Genomic DNA, 17781 nt, shown 5'->3' on the forward strand with positions numbered 1-17781 from the left:
CAAAGGGTCAAGATCATTCTATAACTGATTGGGGCCTCCCAGCGGTGGAATGGTCGGCGGAAGCGCAGGGACAGGATTTTCCGGACTTACACCCATCTGATTTAACGATTGCAGTAACTCTGGATTCATCGGTACTTCTTCCGGAACGATCGGTGCCTTTTTCCTGCCATTCATGAAGCCTGTAATCTTACCCCAAATAGATGTTGCAGTTGTCTTCATGGGGCGTAGAAACGTCATCACACCCATCGGATCTTTGACTTTCAGAATCAAGGGACCACTCGGAGCTTGCCCCAGCTGTGCGGGATTTTCTGCGGAAACTACCACACGGTCGTAATGATGCAGCGGAACCGGGCTTTGGAAATGAGCACGATAAACTCCATGACCAACTTGACGCAGAGTTCCGACTAAGAACCCCGTCTTTCCTTTATCATCCACCAAATAAGCAGCATATACCCCCGATTGCCCCAGTCCGAGAAAAGTTTGCGGTGCCGGAAGATTGGCAATCAGAAGAAAACTATTGTCCGGGGAAATGGTCGCCACCCCATTGCCATTAATCCCTTCTTGGGCAGCTTGTAAGATAAGCTGGCGCGCCTGACCCGGGTTATAGGGGATACCTTGCTGATACCCTTGTTCCGGCACATATCCCATACCAGGATTAGGTCCACCCTGTACCGGAGGCGGCCCCTGCCACTGGTTTCCCTGACCCGGTGGGTGCTTAGCTCCAATAAAGCCTCCCCTCATATTTTGGATTTGTCCATCCTTTTGGAAGACTCCACTGGCCTTCAGTCCTGAACCAAGTGTATTGCGAATCGAACCCGGAGAGTATCCCGAGCCAAATTGACCATTGGGTAATTGACCAGAGAAGCCCTGCGGTCCGATGGACTCATAAGGATTATTCGGCTTATCCCCAACGAACCTCACTATGCTCCCTCCTTTATTCACTTTCAATGTAACTTTATATCATGATATGATAGTGCTCACAGAAGGGTTCTGAAAGGAGGTAAATACTGCTTGCCCAATAAATTGACTCACCCTCTTGCCAAAAAAGTATCTCGCCGTAATTTCTTCCGTGGAATCGGCAGTTTCATAGCAAATCATTGGCTTCTTTCTTCAATCCCCCTTGCCGGAGCAGGAGTCCTCGGCTGGGCAGAATACGACACTCTTACACTAAAACGCCAAAATTGGGATTTATATTATCCGAACCTGCCGGCAGCCTTAGAGGGAAAAACCATCTGCCAACTAAGCGATTTACATCTTGAGACCTTACGAATTTCCCCAGAAAATATCTGCGAAAAGGTAATGGCTGGAAAACCTGACCTCCTCGTGATCACAGGAGATATCATATCTACCCGCACGGATCTGGATAAATTAGCCCCCTATTTGGGTGGATTAACTGCTCCTTACGGTAATTTTGTCGTCTTGGGAAACAACGATTACAGTCACCTCTCCCGCACTCTTTTTAAACGCTATCTCCAAGAATTAAACAGCATTGGATGGACTCCCTTATTAAACGATGCCGCTTTCCTCCCGAACCTAAACCTTTGGGTCATCGGAATCGACGACCCGGCGACGGCTCATGATGAAGTAGATTTAGCTTACCAAAAAGTATTCTCTTCTCAGCGACTTGAAACCGATCCTCCCTTTCGCCTCGTCTTAGCTCATTCCACAGATTGTCTGGACGACGTAGCAAAAAACGGAGCTGATCTTCTTCTCACGGGGCATACCCATGGCGGACAAATCCGCCTGCCGGGATTCGGGCCTCTGATCACCAATACTTATTTAGGGGACCTGGGGTTTTATGAAGGTTACCATGTCATCAATGGAGTTCCCTTGTATATCAATACGGGTATTGGAGAAAGCATGATCCCTTTGCGTTTTAATGTCCCTCCCGAGATTGCTTTTTTCACCTTGCGTAAGGGGAATGGGGAGCCGGGGCTTCGGACTACTTAGCGAGGGACTTGTATGACACAGCGCTCGGTGCTTACGACGCAGAGCAAACTAACCGTTTAAGCGACTGGCTTTGGGGAGCGGGGTTCATCCTTCGGCGATAGTATTATTTTGAAGAATCCGCCTACGGCGATAATCTCCACTGGAGACTATCGTGCCAGATGAGCCGTCCCTGGCTCACTGGCGGCAGTGTACATACTTGTACACTGCCCCGCGTTTCGGGTCGGTCGCTTAAACGGAAGTTTGCTTTTCTGCTTACGTAAAGACGTCGCGCTTGTGTCTCACTGCGTCCCTGGTCTTAGGTCAAGGGGGACGTTGCTTGGGAGAAGGCACATTTCATGTGCTCCTTCTGAGTGTATCTTTGGGGACGGTTCTCAGAACTTTTCAGTTAACCCCGAATTAGCTTATTGGTCCAATCCGCCTAATAAGATGAGGCTGGCTAAATTACACGCTCGAATAGTGAAAGCCCCACAACATCGATTGTTGTGGGGCTTTCGCCCTGAGTGGGCCTTTACCTCTAAATGCTGAACGTATGGTTGCCGATGCGTTTGATAACGGTACGGCTCTTAATCCATTGGTCTGTTGCGGTTTTTGGGTTGTAGTAAAAGATTGCTCCATTGGTTGGATCCAGACCGGATAGAGCTGCTTCCGCTGCCTTATAGGCCTGATCATTTGGGTCTAGATGAATTTGTCGATCATTTACCGCAGTAAAGGCTCCGGATTGGTATACGATTCCTTGTATTGTTTTCGGAAAACGAGGATCCTTCAGGCGATTAAGTACAACTGCTCCGACAGCGACTTGTCCTATGAAATCTTCCCCTCTGGCTTCTCCATAGATGACACGGCTCAGCAGTTCGATCTCCTGTTCGGAGACTAAGCGCCCCAGTCCTCGTGAATGAATCTGGCTTTCAGAGGAGACAGCTGGAACGGCTTTTGGATTCTCTGGTGTCTGACTGTCGTTTTTAGTTGGCGGGAGCTGGCTTATGGTTAATTTCTCAGGTAATTGAATGTCTTTGTTTACGAATATTTCGTAGGTTTTGATCTCGGACTCGGTTGATGGAAATAAGTTGCTTGAATCTGCAGTGGTATAATCTTCTTGATGGTTTTTGGCAAAAATCGGAATACTCCTTAAGACACTTACCCACCAAGGTGTATAGGCTTCATCATCTTCTTCAGCAACTTGTTCCTTCTCAGCAGTATTTACTTTTGCTTGCGGAGAAGTTACCAAGATTTTATCGGTATATTCTTTTACATCCATCGGCTTGAGATCTTCAGATCTCTTCTTAGTTACTGAAGCCGGAACCCATAATGATTGCCCTTCTCTGATTTGATCCGGGCTTTTTACACGGTTAAGCTTTACAAGTTGGTCGACGGTTGTTTGATACCTTTGAGCTAAATCCCAAAGGGTTTCTCCACGCTGAACTACGATTTTCATCGTGGCTATTGAATTAGTATTGAGCCCGTTATTTGCATTGGTTGTGGTTTCGCTCCCTAGCCCCAGCACAGGATAAATATTGGCTTGCCATAAAAACAAGCACATTATCCCACATAGGACTATCGCCAAGGATTTCCGACATCGTCGGTGTGGTAATAAAATAAAAATCACCTCTTGATTATTAGACTATTTCTAGTCTTTCCCATTTGAGGTGAGTTTTATAACAACGCTAAATTAAATGCTTAATTGTAGCAGAATGCTTGACACTTATTTGTCATAAGCTACTAAAGCAAACATATATTATAATGACTAAGCAAAGGTAGATTAGTCTCATCTTTTGTTTCGTCAAGCTTGGTAAGTGAGGTGAGGCTGACAACTATGAAGGCTTTTATTAAAAACCTGTTATTGTCGTTTTCTCCCCCCGAAGAAGCCCCGCTCAGCGAGGAAGAACGCCTGCTAATGGAAATCGAAGAGACTAGAGAAAAAATGGAACATGCCTGGAACCGCCTGGATTATGCAGACCCGGAATATGTGGATATTGCTGTACTTGAACTGTTGCTAGTTGAGACCCAATATGGGATTCTTAATAAACGCTATCGTTTGATGCTCGGTATAAACGATAATTCTTACTTTTTGCCATCGGCCGCCAAAGCGTTATCCTCTACACTGGAGAAGAATTGCCGAAACCACGCCTTCTATGGCTCCCTACTAAATCGCATTGAAAACCCCCCAACGAAATTAGTTACTCCCCCATTGAATTCCCCAAATCCTTATCAGTCATAAAGAGCTCCGCCGAATCGGCGGAGCTCTTTAATATTTGTTTGTTATCTAAGCCCTCTCAATATCACATCCACAATTGCCGGATGATCTACCTCCCCTGTAGGTCTTGGACCGATAAAAACCCTTTGTTTACAAAACTGATCCAGTGTTCCAATAATACAACAGGTAGCCAATTCCACATCAAGGTCGGATCTCAATTCCCCTTTTTCTTTAGCGCCCTTGACCATCTCTTTGTAATATTCGATAATAACCGACTGAACCGCCATGTAATGAACACGAATATCTTCCGATAGGATTTTAACCTGCATAGCAATGTGCACAAACTCCATATGATCGTTCATAAATTGAGCGGTAAAACTTGAGCAGTTCATAATCTTTTGCTCAATAGTCTCTCCCTTATCCATACTCTCTTTAAGCCCAATTCTAAATTTCTCCACACTAAATTTGAGTATTTCTTCAAATAAGCCATCCTTGCTTTCAAAGTACTCGTACACTGTTCCTTTTCCGATTCCCGCCTCTTTGGCAATATACTCCATCTTTGCGCCGTCGAAGCCGTATTTAGAAAAAACCCGGATAGCAGCTTTAATTATTTCTGTCTGTTTTTCTTCTCGCGACGCCGTGGGTACCATCTCCTTTAAACTGAGGCGATGATCGACGCTCTTAGATGAACCTCGATCATCCATCGAGCATCGAAACCAGCCATTAAACTGAGTGCGTTGTCTGAGGTGCAGTGCTTTGCTTTTGCTTTTGCTTTTGCTTTTTCTTTTCCTTTTTACGTTTTCTTGAATCTCGAATATCCTCAAAAATCGTATAAATAACCGGGACAAGCAACAGGGTTGAGACTGTCGAGAGTGCAAGCCCGAAAATTACGACGATCGCCATCGGAGCCATGGTTTCTGAACCTTCTCCAATCCCTAAAGCCATCGGTAACAGACCAAGGATCGTTGCAAGTGTGGTCATCATAATCGGCCGCAAACGAATCGGCCCGGCATTTTCGATAGCCTCTTCTCGTTCTTCTCCCCGCTCTCTGCGTTTTATAATATAATCCACCAAGACGATGGCATTACTCACGGCAATACCTACCAGGAGAATCAATCCAATAAACGAGGGCACGCTTAAGGTTGTTCGGGTAATAAACAGTCCCAACATCCCGCCGGAGAATCCCATGGGCAAGGATAGAATAATCGTGAATGGGTGCAACAAGGATTCGAACTGAGATGCTAAAATCATGTAGACGAGCAGGATTGCCAGTACTAAGGCCATCCCCAAATCTGCAAAGGATTCCATCAGTTCTTCATTCTCACCCAATACTTCATACGTATACCCATCCGGAAGCGGATACTCTTTTAACTTTGCTTCAATATCTGTCGTGACACTCCTCAAATCCCGTTCAATGATCTGACTCGTAACATGAACCACCCGGGTCTGTCCCGTGCGCTCAATTTGCACCGGACCACGCCCTATCTCAACTTCAGCGACTTGACTAAGAGGAATGGTAATCCCCGAAGGTGTGGGGATGGGAGTCTGCCCCAGGTTTTCAAGACTGGTCTTAAAAGTCTCATCTCCAGAAAGTACGACATCAATTTCCGATCCTTCATAGCGATAAGTTGTGGCAGTGGTTCCGGAAATAGTCCCCTTGACAGCCTGGGAAATCTGAGCAGCCGATAAACCAAATTGGGCGGCATTGGGACGATTGACTTTAACAACGACCTCCGGGACCCCGTCCGTCATACTTGTCTTAACTTCACGGGTTCCATCTACCGACGCGACGATCGTTTGTATCTCCGTTCCTATCTTCTTAAGATCATCAAGTTCCTCCCCTTTGATTGCAATGTCAATGGGAGTTGTTGATCCTCCCATTTGCATATTATCTGATACTGTCACTTGAATTTCAGCACCGGGGATGTCTTTTGTCAAAGAACGAATCTCATCGCTCACCTCTACGACGCTCCGGGTTCTAGCGTCCAAATCCACTAACTGAATACTGACTGATCCGGTATTGGCCGTATCTCCTCCAAAAGACAAGCCACCGCTGGTTCCGATTTGGGTAAAGATTGTTTCAATCTCAGAAATACCTTCCAGCTTCTCCTCAATTTGCGTAACCGTGTCTTCAGTGTCCTCCACCTGGGCTCCATCCGGCATAGTCGCGCTGATTCTTAATTGTCCAACGTCTGACTCAGGCATGAATTCTGCCCCCAAGCTGAAAGCGGATGCGGCTGAGAGGACAAAAAGTACCGTTGCAGCCGCCATTACAGTCTTTCGATGATGCAAAGCATAGTGCAGAAACTTCTTGTAGACAGCTTCAATTCGCCCAAAGATCTTGTCAAACCCGCGACTAAATCCGTCGATAAGCCCTTTAATTCCCGTACGTCCCTCTGGAATAGCCCCGGTTTTCATGAGCTTAGCAGAAAGCGTCGGAACTAAGGTTAGGGAAACCAGGAGTGAGGCCATCAGAGATATAGCAAAGGTCATGGCCAATTCCCTGAAAATTATGGACACAGTCCCCTCAACAAAGACGATGGGGAGAAAGACCGCAACTGTGGTCAAGGTGGAGGCGAAAACAGCCATCCCGACCTCAGATACCCCTTTAACAGCAGCCTCGTATTTGGAGTATCCTTCCTGGCGATGTCGATGAATGTTTTCCAAGGCTACGATATTATCATCCACCAGACGTCCCATGGCCAGGGTTAACCCCCCCAGAGTCATCATGTTAATGGTGATTCCAGCAAAATAAAGGACTGCAAAGGTCGCCATCATGGCGATAGGAATCGCCGTCGCTGTAATAAAGGTGGTTCTGATATTATGGAAGAACAGGAAAACTACTATAATGGCTAAGATACCACCCATAATAGCTTCATTTTCAACCGTTTTTATGGATTGCTTGATATCAATAGACTGGTCCAAGACTATATTAACTGTCAAATCAGGGTACTCTTTGGCAAAGGCTTCAACGGTAGCATTTACCTCATCTGCCACTTGAACTGTATTCGTCCCTGATTGTTTTTGAACAGAGACACTAACACTCTTTTCTCCATTTGATTTGGAGATTGCGGTGACTTCCTTATGCTCTATGCCAACATCCGCTATATCTTTTAATCTAATCTGCCCTCCGCCGGGGAGCGGAATCAGAAGATCTTTAATTTCCTCCACAGATTCGAACTCACCTGTTGTCCGAATTGTAAGATCCTGGTTTCCCTTTTGAACCTCACCTCCCGGGGAGTTAAGGTTTTCTGCGCCAATGAGTTGCGCTAAGGAATTAATGGTTAGGCCGTACCCATTCATTTTCTCCAGATGGGTTTTGATCTTAACCTGCTCCTCATACCCTCCGACGACAGAGACTGAAGCAGCCCCTGACACACGTTCAAGTTGTGGTTTAAGCTTATCTTCCGCAATAGACTGCAGCTTAGCCAAGTCAGCATCGTGTCCGCTCAGAGTCAGTGTAACTACAGGCATCGCATCTAAATCCAGCTTCATGACCATCGGGGCCCCTGCCTCAGAAGGCAAACTGCTCTTAATCTGGTCAACCTTCTCCCTCATTTGAAGGGTCGCAAAATCCATGTCCGTTCCGTTCTTAAACTGTGCTATAACGATTGAGCTCCCCTCAGTCGTTGTCGAAGTAACCGTATCAATATTTTCAACGGTGGAAACGGCTCCTTCCAGAGGATTAGTAATAAGCTTCTCAATTTCTTGAGGACCTACCCCAGTATATTGTGTCACTACGATCGAAACAGGAATTTCTATGTTCGGCAAAAGATCAATCGGCAGGCGAGTCAGAGAAATACCACCCAGAAGAATGATAACCAGCATCGCCATGATGATTGTGACTGGGCGCTTAACCGAAACTTCTACTAACTTCAAGACTCTTCCCCTCCCACAATCTTCACCTTGTGGCCTTCGTCAACTAGGGTTTGCCCTTTAACGATCACCGTGTCTCCCTGGTTCAACCCTTCGAGGATTTCTATATCCACCCCCGTATCCAGGCCTGTGACAACCTCTTTAGCGAGGGCTTTATCTTCTTGAACTACCCAAACAATTGTTTTTTCATTTTTAAGAACGACGGCCTCACTTTTAATGGCCATTACGTCTGCCTTCTCATCTGTAACCAGTTCGACTTTAGCAAACATGCCTGGTTTAATTAAACCATCCATATTCTCAATCAGAACTTTAAGTGGATAGAGCTGAGTCTTCGGGTCAGCTGACGGACTAATATTATCAATCTTCCCTGCAAAGTTCTTCTCGGACACCGACGGCACCGTAACCTTTACTTCGCGATTCTTATCCAGTCTGTTCACCAAATTCTCCGGAACACTAATAGTACTATATAGACTATTGGCACTCGTGAGACTCAGAGCGGCTTGGGCACTCGTTGCCGTATTTCCTACCGTTACATTGACCTGAGAGACGATCCCATCTACAGGGGCAGTTACGGTTGCATTATCCAGAGATTCGCGTGCTTGGGTAAGTTGAACTTCAACCAACTTCAAACTGCTGTCTGAGGCTTGCACACTTAATTGTTCAATCTGTCCGGCATAAGAGGATTCCAGCTCCTTAAGTCCTAACTCTGCTTGGTCGAGTTGAGACTTTGAAGCTGCACCGGCATCATAAAGGGCCTTTGTATTTGCTAGGGTCAGTCTGGCATCGGCAATCTTTTCTGAAGCAAGAGCTTTTGTTCTTTCCAGGGAGGTTTTTGCAGACTCCCACTGTTCTTTGCTGTTTTGATATTGAGCTTCAGCTAACTGATAGGCATTATTTAAATCAGTTGTGTCGATAGTTAAGAGAACCTCTCCCGCATGAACTGTATCTCCTACCTTCACATTGACAGACTCAACCTTGCCCTGAACCTTTGGAATGACAGCCACATCCGTCTCAGATGAAACCTTTCCACTCAAAATGGCAGTATTAACGAGGGCTTTATTTCCGACCATTTCCACTTCTACCGGTATGTATTTTTCCTCGACGACGGCAGCGGGCTCACTTCCACTGCACCCTGTCAGCAAGCCAAATGCCAACAGCGCCACGAGCAGTATCCGGACCTTTCCCTTTTTCCAAGTTTTCTTTTCCAATGCCAATCTCCTCCACTTTTACCCATATATTATCTCTGATCTTCAAAACCGACTGTTCGGTCACTTCTTAGTTATACCTTGAATACCCTTGGAAATCAAGCCTTTTTACTAAATAATCTGCTGAAAAATAAGAGTAACCCACCAGTTAAACTGATGGGCTGCTAATTATTTACTCATCTGTCTGAAGCTTCCTTTTTACGCCCTCGAATGTCCTGCCATAAGGCCATTAGTTGTTTTATGCCCTCTATGAAAACAGCAATAAAGCGCAGTGGATTCTTTCTCATTTCCTCCAGACTCACCGCCACCTCATTCACCGTTCCACCCACTTGCTCGCTTGTTTGTCTCACTATGGAGGTAACCGCCTGAACATCCGATAGCAGATAAGGCAAATGAGCATTAATATCCTGTACTGTCTGCTTAGCTTCATCCGTTAGTTTCCGGGCAGAGCGTATCCAAAGCATTAATTCAACGCCGATCACTCCGAAAATGATGGTAGCAACAAGAGCACACACTTCAAAAACCATAGCTCATCCTCCACTCTGTCATCCTATCCCTATTATCTTTCGCTCAAATCCTTAATAGCAGCGCCATAGTCCGGATCATAAGGAGTTATCACGTTCCTCTCACTAATCCTTACCTTCGCCTTAAAGGATTGAATCTTAGAAGTGCCTCCGACTTCTTCCCCCCCGGTGATGGTGTGCGCAATCGCCAGGCCACCCTCTTGCACGGACTGACCGGAGGTCCCCAGGACTGTCGGATGAATGACCAGCCAGTAGGTCGTATCCGAAGTTAACTCAACCTGAGGAATCACTTGCACACCGGAAGTCCCCAGCGGTTCAAAGGTCGAAAGCGTCCTCTCCCCTGTGAAGCTGTTAATCAGCTCGATGCTGGAGTTATTTACACTCCGCCAATCTATCTCCCCTGAAAAATTCACTGTGAATTTCTTGTCCAGCGGAATATCTGATAACTGAGCAACTTGACTATAGTTTGAATAGTAATGGAGATAATTTAACGACGGTTGTTGGGAATTATTTTCAACGACGCCAGACAGTTCACCCCAAGCTTCCCAATAATCATTCGTTCGAGCTAAAGCAAGTGCTGCGGTTGTATCGGTTAACATAAGTTCCGCTGCTTTGAGTGAGTCTGCCTGCTGGATCACGACATTAGGGCTGACCCCTACATTATCGATCTGATTCCCCAGCGGAGAATAAAAGTGATCCACCGTCATTTTAAGAACTCCTCCATTCTCCAAAGGAAACATGCTCTGAACCGATCCTTTGCCATAGGAGGTAGTTCCGACAAGAGTCGCCTTGCCATAATCCTTGACCGCGGCAGCCAGAACCTCTGAAGCGCTGGCACTGTTTTCATTGATTAGAAAGATGATGCGTTCATCAATTTTCCAACCGGGATCCCTTGCCTCAATGGGAGAAAGAGTACTGGTCCGATCCTGTACGCGTACCGCAATATCCGATCCGATAAAATAGCCCGCCAGTTCAAGAGCCGAACTCAGATATCCGCCTCCGTTATTTCTCAAATCTACAATCCAACTATCTGCATTTTGATCTTTTAACAGCTTAGCAGCAGTCTCGAATTCCTCAGGTGTAGAACTCCCAAAGGAATTCACATCCAAATAGCCTATATGTCCGTCCAATATCTCCCCTGTCACAGTGGGCTCAGAAATCGCTCGGCGCTCAACCTTCAGATCTCGGGTCACTGTGCCTTGCTTTACCTTGAGTTGAACCTTACTTCCTTCAAGGCCCCGAATTAAGTTCACAGCCTCTTCCGAATTAAGCCCCGCTAAGGATTCCCCTGCGGCACGAATAATAACATCTCCGGCTTCTAAGCCAACCTCTTCTGCCGGGGAGCTTGAAATGACACTCAATACCTCTACTCCTTCAGGTACGATCTCAATATAAATCCCAATCCCCGTAAAGCTCATATCAATACTTCCGACGAATTCCTGGTATTGCTCCGGCGTGAAATACATGGTGTGCGGGTCTCCCAGTCTTTTCAGTGTCTCTTCCACGGTTGGAGCGTTTAATACATTGTTTGAAACCGACTCGACATACTGAGTTTTAATAAGAGAACGAATTTCAGTCAAGACTCCTGCGTCGGAAGCCAAGACCATCGTTGAATTACTCACTGTTAACAGTAGTACGAGCATAATGCTTAATAGACTGTGACCGACTGCTTTCTTCCTCAAAAATCTTGCTGGCATATTTTAATAATCTCCTCTCCGAAGTTCCAGACCTCACTATGGATTATAGATTCGACACGTTAATGGAATTACCTTCGACCAACGCCAAAAGTTCTTTTAATGTAAAAAGTTCTTGCAAAGCATATAAAAATGCCCTCTATAGTTACCTCACTAAAGAGAGCATTTTTATTCTCTGAATTGAACCTCAAAATATTTCATTTATATCGCCTTTCGTTTTGTAATTACATCACCTATAGTGTTTATCGTACCTTCCATATTGCTTACCGTATATTTTAGATTGTCGATCTCTGCCCTATGAACTTGATTGTTATGCTCTATAGCCTTCACAATCAAATATATCTCATCTTGTCGAGACTCTAAGTTATCCATTCTTAATTCCATTTTCGACTCTAAGGTGTCCATTCTTAATTCCATTGTCGACTCTAACTTATCTACTTTTGACTCTAACTTATCTACTTTTGACTCTAACTTATCCACTTTTGACTCTAACCCATCCAGTTTATTGAGTATAAGCCCAAGCATCCCTTTAATCTCATTCTCCATTGTTTCACCACCTATCTTTCAAAATTATACCATTCTTAAGTTCCTCCAACAAGATAAATTGTGCTCAAAAAAAGGAAAAGGTCACTAACAACCTTTTCCTGCATATAAAAACCTATTAGCCGTTCCGCTTATTGTCCCTGCCTCTTTGAGGTCCGGCAGTGCCTCCGCGAAAATCGGCACCTTTTCTCCTCGACCAGGTATCCACCTTTTGACCGTAGCCATCTCGATGGAAGTTTCCTTGCTGAGGTCTGGCATTCCCCATGTTTCTGCCACCCATACTTCTGCCCCGAGCCGGTGCGGCTTCGGTTAAGCGAACTTCAACATTGTCAGGTTCCTTGGTAATAATCTTGAGCGCTGCGGACAAAAGTGTTACTGAATCGTTTTCAGCCAGTAAATCTTCAGCGACTCCTTTATATTTCTCGATATCCTCTTCTGCGATGACACGCAAGATCTCAGTCATAGTCAGGCGTTGCTGACCTTGGACTGCTTCTACAATGGTTGGTATAGGTTTACGTATAATCCTTCGCTTGATTACAGATTCTATCAGGCGAAGCATACCTATCTCCCGTGGAGTGACTAAGGTAATCGCCAGACCGGATTTCCCTGCCCGACCCGTACGTCCGACACGATGGACATAACTCTCCGGGTCTTGAGGGATATCAAAATTAAAGACGTGAGTCACTCCGCTGATATCGAGCCCCCGGGCAGCTACATCAGTAGCAACCAAAACCTCAATTGTCCCATCTTTAAACTGTCTCAGGACGCTGTCTCTCTTGCTCTGAGTCAAGTCGCCGTGAATGCCTTCAGCTGAATACCCACGCTTGCTCAAGGCCTCGGAAAGCTCATCAACGCGCCGCTTAGTTCTGGCGAACACAATCGACAAATCCGGGGATTGAATATCTAAGATACGTGATAAGACATCGAACTTTAAACGCTCCGTGACTTCCACATAATGTTGCTCAATATCAGAGACTGTGACACCGGTCGCTTTAATACTAATCAACTCTGGGTTCTTCATAAACCGCTGGGCGATATTTTGAATCTGTCTGGGCATCGTAGCCGAGAAGAGCAATGTCTGGCGCTCTTCAGGGATTTCCTTGAGGATGGTTTCGATATCATCCAAAAAGCCCATATTCAGCATCTCATCCGCTTCGTCCAGAACAACGATTTTGATTTCATGAAGGCGAATCGTTTTCCTTCTCATGTGGTCCATCAAACGTCCCGGAGTCGCCACAATAATATGCGGTCTCTTCTTAAGAGCTCTTATTTGCCAATCGATTCCTTGTCCGCCATAAATGGGTAGGGCATTAATTCTTTTAAACTGCCCAATCTTGTTTAGCTCCTCAGCTACTTGGACCGCTAATTCCCGAGTAGGTGCCAGAACAATCCCTTGAATATGTTCGGCTTGAGCCATAATTCTCTCAACCAAAGGTATCCCGTAAGCCGCTGTCTTGCCTGTTCCGGTTTGGGCCTGACCGATTAGATCCTTGCCCTGCATCGCCGAAGGGATGGTCTGTTCTTGAATAGGGGTCGTCTCTTCAAACCCCATGTTGATAATCGATCTCATAACCGGTTCACTTAATTCTAAGTCTGTAAATGTAGCCAATACTTTCATTCTCCTTTTTGTGTGTTATATTCTTTAAGTTTTCCAATTGCGTCCTTATCTATAACTGCGAACTATGACTGCGAAGAAAAAATATCTTATCTATCAATTAACCGCCGAAACAGAATATTCGCGATAGCGCGTGAGTTTCGCCAACGAGAGAAATAGACGCTTTATGGCACCAACTATATATTATACCATAGTTATCCATTAATAGAAAGCGCATGAAAATATAAATCCAAAAAAATCTAATCCAAGACATACTAAAGGACCTCCGCGTCCGGAGGTCCCAATTGCGCAAGTCATTTGGTTCAAATGGGTCTAACTGACTTACAAAATAAAATTAGCACTAATGTATGCGAAAGTCAAGATAAATCCACAGATTTACTCCTAGATTGTGGATATGTGGATGTTTTTTAGCTGAGTCCTTTTAAAAACCACTCGTAATTGCATTTTGCATTAAATAAATTAATCCGCATTGCCTTTACCGCATTTTCTTTGACCTGATAAATATTGTTCGCATCATCCATTTCCAACTTTGAAATCATTCCTAAACCCATTCTGATTTGAGCTTCAGAAAGTGCCACTTTTTGATCTTCAAGATTCTGATCTGCCAGTTTAAGTGCACTCTGTAATTTAGAAATATCATCAATCATAGTGTAATAACTTGTTTTCAAGCTTTCCTTTGCCTGGGTAAGCTTTAAGTTCGCATTAGCTAAATCATAATCTGCCTCTTTGTACTCTTGTGATGACATTCCATGATCTTTTTTCGCTGATTCAAGAGCAGACTGTAGCATCACAATTTGTTGTTCCTGAATTTTGATATTATAATTATTCTCCAATGCAGCTTTCAGATCGGCATCTGTATCCTTAACAATAAAATCTTCATCAACTGAAGGGATACTGCCGATTACCAAGGAATTCTCCTGCTCATTGAGCAAATCTTTTAATTGACGTTCATAAGAATCTTGGACCAATTTAGTACTTTCAAGCTTCGTTTGCAAGTCAACTAACATAGTCCGAATAGCATTCAAATTATTACTGGACACCATACCCAGACTCTCTTGTAATTGCAGGTTGGTCAGCTGGTCTTGAGTGCTGTCAATACTCCTGGCAATATCTTCTAAATCTAAATTAGACTGGTTATACTTAATAAAATTGCTTTCTGCGGAAAGCGTCTGATAATCATCACTCATCGAAGCTTGAAGATCAATAATAGCCAAGGCAGTCGGCAGATCAACTATACCTCTCTCGACTTGCTTTAGGGCCTCTAGTAATCCACGTTTTTCCGCATTTAAGGTTATGATTTCAGAAAGGTCACTAGCTTCCCCTCTTTCATCCTTAATATCTTCAAGATCATCCTCTAATTCTTTAATCGTTCTCTTAAGATCTGCGCTGCTAACCTTACCCTTTAGTCGTTCGTTCTGATTAATCTGTACGTTAATATTCTGTTCAGCAATAATACTTTCAATATCCTCAAAATTTATTGTTCTAGGGCCTGTTGTGTCAGCTAAAGCCATAAAAGGTTGTCCAAAAATTAACATGGCCGACATTAATGATACTCCAAATAGTTTCTTCATATGTAAACTTCCTTTCATGATACCTATGAACTAATTGTAATTTACAATTTTTCAGATGTCAAATTGTAATTAGCGCTAATAAAATTGTCGGAATATTCATGGTGACGGGATATTCTGAGGACAGGACTGCTAAGGCCCTGCCCTCAGAGTACTTTATTTAAATGTAGCCTGCTTTAACATTTTCCCATCCTGGATCACAATGATATCTATAGTACGGTTAGGATATTTTTCTTTAATAACCTGACTATATTTCTCCACGACTTGGTCAGCGGACAGCGCCTGCTCATTATTAATTGTAATATCAACGTTCACGGCAGGTTGTTCTCCTTCTATCACTTGAACCATGACACTTTCTATACCCTTTTCGGCCTCTAACTGATCTTCCAAGCTCACATCACTCTCTAATTTAGTCGTAGTCGGAGGATTATCTCCTTTTGATTCTGTTTCTTGATTCGTTGGGTCTTGCACTTTTGTATTGTCTGGAGTTGATTTTGAATCTGAACATCCTGTTATCAAAAGAAACATTGTTAATACACCAATAATTGTTAACCATTTATGCTTAGACAATGTTTTATTTCCTCCTTTTCTCCACCTATCCCATTAGATTTTATATATGCATCGTCTAATGTATGACAAGTTTGGGCTTGTCTTTTTGTAGAACATCAATATGCCAACTTGATAAATCAATGTCCTGATCTTTTATAACATTCTCAAAGTTAAAGGTCCACAATATTGCCTTATACGGTTCGATTGTTATATTCTTGACATCAAATAGCCCACGTGCTAACTCCTCTTGATGAGCGTCAAATATAACTAAGGGAACTTGCTTCAATTCTATTGGCTTGGCCGTGGCATTTCGGATTATGACAGTAGCTAGAAGATCATTTTGTGTTGTAATCTTTGCGCATAGTGGCGAGAGATTCACTTCTCCTGGCTTCATTGGCGGAAGTTTTGCTAATGCCTGTTCCAGTTCCTGCTTTTGGCCTACTGAGATACTCTCAGGCAAGGCCTGGTATTGAATTTTAATGCTCTTGGAACGTTTAGGTCGAACGTCAAAACACACCTGACAATCTGCAGGAATATCTTTAGTATAGACATTACCCGATTGAAAGCGAACAACACAGGCCTTTGCCGAACCACCAAGAACTTCACCTATGGTCTCTCCGCTAAACGATTGCTGAGCTAGAATTCGTTTATCAGAATCTAATAAGACTAATGGCACATTCTTAAACTTTACTTTCTGACTATATCCATTGGTAACAAAAAAACCTACTAATAGTTCCCCACCAGTAGACGAAGCGCTTGTAAAATCAATGGTAACTCGTCCTTCAGTAACGGAGGGATCAGACAGTTCTTCAGAATTCTGTTCCAATGAGTTCGATTCAAGGATGTCTTGCTCTGAAAACTCAGAATCCGATTCCTTACCTTTAAAGACTTTTGGGAAATTCAATATCATAATTTAATCCTCCAATATTTATAAGCGATATTACTATTCTCTCATATCCTTGATCATTTTACTACTGGAATATTCTTTAATATTTTCTCTTATATAAACCAATGCTCATTTGCAAATGTTTACATGAATTAAAGCCAAGTCATATTGTCCATGTAATCTCCCCTTAGAATAGGGGTGAGCTTGCCTCTCAGCGGTTCTGATATATCTCTCAGACTCAGGTCACCTATCTTCAGGATGTCCACAGTATCTAATTTAAGTTTGTCCGCTAATTCCTTAGCCGTAAGGTTTCGATTTTTCATTAGCTCTTTTACTGTTTTCTTATCTTTGAACTCTAATCCAAAAAACATGATATACCCCTTTACACGAGTTTGCCGTACTTGGTTTTTTTGTCCATTTAAAGTGTGCTCCCGCCCCGTCTAGTCTCTTGTAGTTCAGGACAAAACCTTTCTTATCCTGCTAAGGGCTTTTGGGCGATTGCGGGCCCGATTACAGAACAGAAAAAGATAGTTTTCAAACGGATCCATCTTGAATTCCTGTTTGACGTTGATAGCTAGGCCGTCGACCGCTCGTCTCAGATCTGTAACTCCACAAGCCAAGTAATACCGTCGTAGTTCGTGATATCCTTTAGCATACGACATCCAAGACCTTAAGTACGTCTGCAAGCAGTGAGAGACTGAACCCGGTTTCCACACAAATTGTCCATTTACCGCAGTTTAGCCACTTGTGGCGCGCTCCTCTCTTTCCATCTTTACATCAGCCCACTGCTGAGGTTTATGTTGACCTTCCTTGTTAAGTTTTGATGCCCAGGTAACATACCGTTGATAGTTAATATCCTTAGCTTCGCACCACGCCTTAGCTGTCAATCCGCTGGCCCTGCATTCTGCCACGAGTGCAGCCCGCTGTTCTTGCTAAGTCACGTTTGGAATACCTCCAATCTAGAGTCTATTGAAGGTATTTTCTGTAAGCGATGGATCACCTACCGTATTGCATAAAAACAGCTCCACCGATACGGCGTAGAACTGTTTTTAATAAAATCCTTCGCTAGCAATTTTTTTGATATAGTTATACTTCTTCCGTATCAATTTCTTGAATTCTCCATTGGATAACTCATTAAATCGGCATATCCCTTCTTCGTACAGACATTCATAAATCAGTT

17 protein-coding genes are annotated in these 17781 nt (G+C 44.0%); 2 read left to right on the forward strand and 15 right to left on the reverse strand.

Features of this window, described 5'->3' with window-relative positions:
- Positions 1 to 18: 18 nt before the first annotated feature.
- Positions 19 to 921 (reverse strand): hypothetical protein, encoded by a 903-nt coding sequence (locus tag LJE72_RS09635; RefSeq protein ID WP_229247356.1) that lies wholly within the window; start codon positions 919 to 921, stop codon positions 19 to 21.
- 90 nt (positions 922 to 1011) lie between these two features.
- Between LJE72_RS09635 and LJE72_RS09640 the strand changes: the two genes are divergently transcribed.
- Positions 1012 to 1950: a metallophosphoesterase gene (locus LJE72_RS09640; RefSeq protein ID WP_229247357.1), complete on the forward strand. Its 939-nt coding sequence runs from the start codon at positions 1012 to 1014 to the stop codon at positions 1948 to 1950.
- Between the two features lie 514 nt (positions 1951 to 2464).
- On the opposite strand, the gene LJE72_RS09645 is transcribed toward LJE72_RS09640, so the two are convergent.
- Complete coding sequence (locus LJE72_RS09645; protein WP_229247358.1) at positions 2465 to 3487, reverse strand: cell wall hydrolase; 1023 nt, start codon at positions 3485 to 3487, stop codon at positions 2465 to 2467.
- Between the two features lie 273 nt (positions 3488 to 3760).
- Here LJE72_RS09645 and LJE72_RS09650 point away from each other — a divergent pair, with 273 nt between their 5' ends.
- Positions 3761 to 4165, forward strand: coding sequence for a hypothetical protein (locus tag LJE72_RS09650; protein WP_229247359.1), 405 nt, complete (start codon positions 3761 to 3763; stop codon positions 4163 to 4165).
- A gap of 41 nt (positions 4166 to 4206) precedes the next feature.
- Here LJE72_RS09650 and LJE72_RS09655 read toward each other — a convergent pair whose 3' ends face one another.
- The 13 genes from LJE72_RS09655 to tnpA form a co-directional block, all read right to left on the reverse strand.
- Positions 4207 to 4845: a TetR/AcrR family transcriptional regulator gene (locus LJE72_RS09655; RefSeq protein WP_229247360.1), complete on the reverse strand. Its 639-nt coding sequence runs from the start codon at positions 4843 to 4845 to the stop codon at positions 4207 to 4209.
- A gap of 19 nt (positions 4846 to 4864) precedes the next feature.
- Positions 4865 to 8020, reverse strand: coding sequence for an efflux RND transporter permease subunit (locus LJE72_RS09660; protein WP_229247361.1), 3156 nt, complete (start codon positions 8018 to 8020; stop codon positions 4865 to 4867).
- Positions 8017 to 9225: an efflux RND transporter periplasmic adaptor subunit gene (locus LJE72_RS09665; protein WP_229247362.1), complete on the reverse strand. Its 1209-nt coding sequence runs from the start codon at positions 9223 to 9225 to the stop codon at positions 8017 to 8019. The genes LJE72_RS09660 and LJE72_RS09665 overlap by 4 nt, the downstream gene beginning before the upstream one ends.
- Positions 9226 to 9398: 173 nt before the next feature.
- On the reverse strand, positions 9399 to 9749 hold the full coding sequence (locus LJE72_RS09670; RefSeq protein ID WP_229247363.1) for a hypothetical protein: 351 nt from the start codon (positions 9747 to 9749) through the stop codon (positions 9399 to 9401).
- A gap of 32 nt (positions 9750 to 9781) precedes the next feature.
- Entirely contained in the window at positions 9782 to 11443 is a 1662-nt protein-coding gene (locus LJE72_RS09675) for a S41 family peptidase (RefSeq protein ID WP_229247364.1), read from the reverse strand.
- A gap of 198 nt (positions 11444 to 11641) precedes the next feature.
- The gene (locus LJE72_RS09680; RefSeq protein WP_229247365.1) at positions 11642 to 11986 is read right to left on the reverse strand and encodes a M domain protein; all 345 of its coding nucleotides are present in this window, start codon (positions 11984 to 11986) and stop codon (positions 11642 to 11644) included.
- A gap of 115 nt (positions 11987 to 12101) precedes the next feature.
- Positions 12102 to 13592 carry a DEAD/DEAH box helicase gene (locus LJE72_RS09685; RefSeq protein WP_229247366.1) on the reverse strand — a complete coding sequence of 497 codons (1491 nt, stop codon included), beginning with the start codon at positions 13590 to 13592 and terminating at the stop codon, positions 12102 to 12104.
- Positions 13593 to 14005: 413 nt separating this feature from the next.
- On the reverse strand, positions 14006 to 15169 hold the full coding sequence (locus tag LJE72_RS09690) for a TolC family protein (RefSeq protein ID WP_229247367.1): 1164 nt from the start codon (positions 15167 to 15169) through the stop codon (positions 14006 to 14008).
- A gap of 153 nt (positions 15170 to 15322) precedes the next feature.
- Entirely contained in the window at positions 15323 to 15736 is a 414-nt protein-coding gene (locus LJE72_RS09695) for a hypothetical protein (RefSeq protein WP_229247368.1), read from the reverse strand.
- A gap of 55 nt (positions 15737 to 15791) precedes the next feature.
- Positions 15792 to 16625 (reverse strand): SLAP domain-containing protein, encoded by an 834-nt coding sequence (locus tag LJE72_RS09700; protein ID WP_229247369.1) that lies wholly within the window; start codon positions 16623 to 16625, stop codon positions 15792 to 15794.
- Between the two features lie 128 nt (positions 16626 to 16753).
- Complete coding sequence (locus LJE72_RS09705) at positions 16754 to 16972, reverse strand: transcriptional regulator (RefSeq protein ID WP_229247370.1); 219 nt, start codon at positions 16970 to 16972, stop codon at positions 16754 to 16756.
- A gap of 84 nt (positions 16973 to 17056) precedes the next feature.
- Positions 17057 to 17263: an IS66 family insertion sequence element accessory protein TnpB gene (gene tnpB / locus LJE72_RS26730; RefSeq protein WP_396390777.1), complete on the reverse strand. Its 207-nt coding sequence runs from the start codon at positions 17261 to 17263 to the stop codon at positions 17057 to 17059.
- Positions 17264 to 17338: 75 nt separating this feature from the next.
- On the reverse strand, positions 17339 to 17512 hold the full coding sequence (tnpA, locus tag LJE72_RS09710; protein WP_229247371.1) for an IS66 family insertion sequence element accessory protein TnpA: 174 nt from the start codon (positions 17510 to 17512) through the stop codon (positions 17339 to 17341).
- Positions 17513 to 17781: the final 269 nt, after the last annotated feature.

The organism is Desulfosporosinus shakirovi (assembly GCF_020595055.1).
In the GTDB taxonomy this organism is placed as follows: Bacteria; Bacillota; Desulfitobacteriia; order Desulfitobacteriales; family Desulfitobacteriaceae; genus Desulfosporosinus; species Desulfosporosinus shakirovi.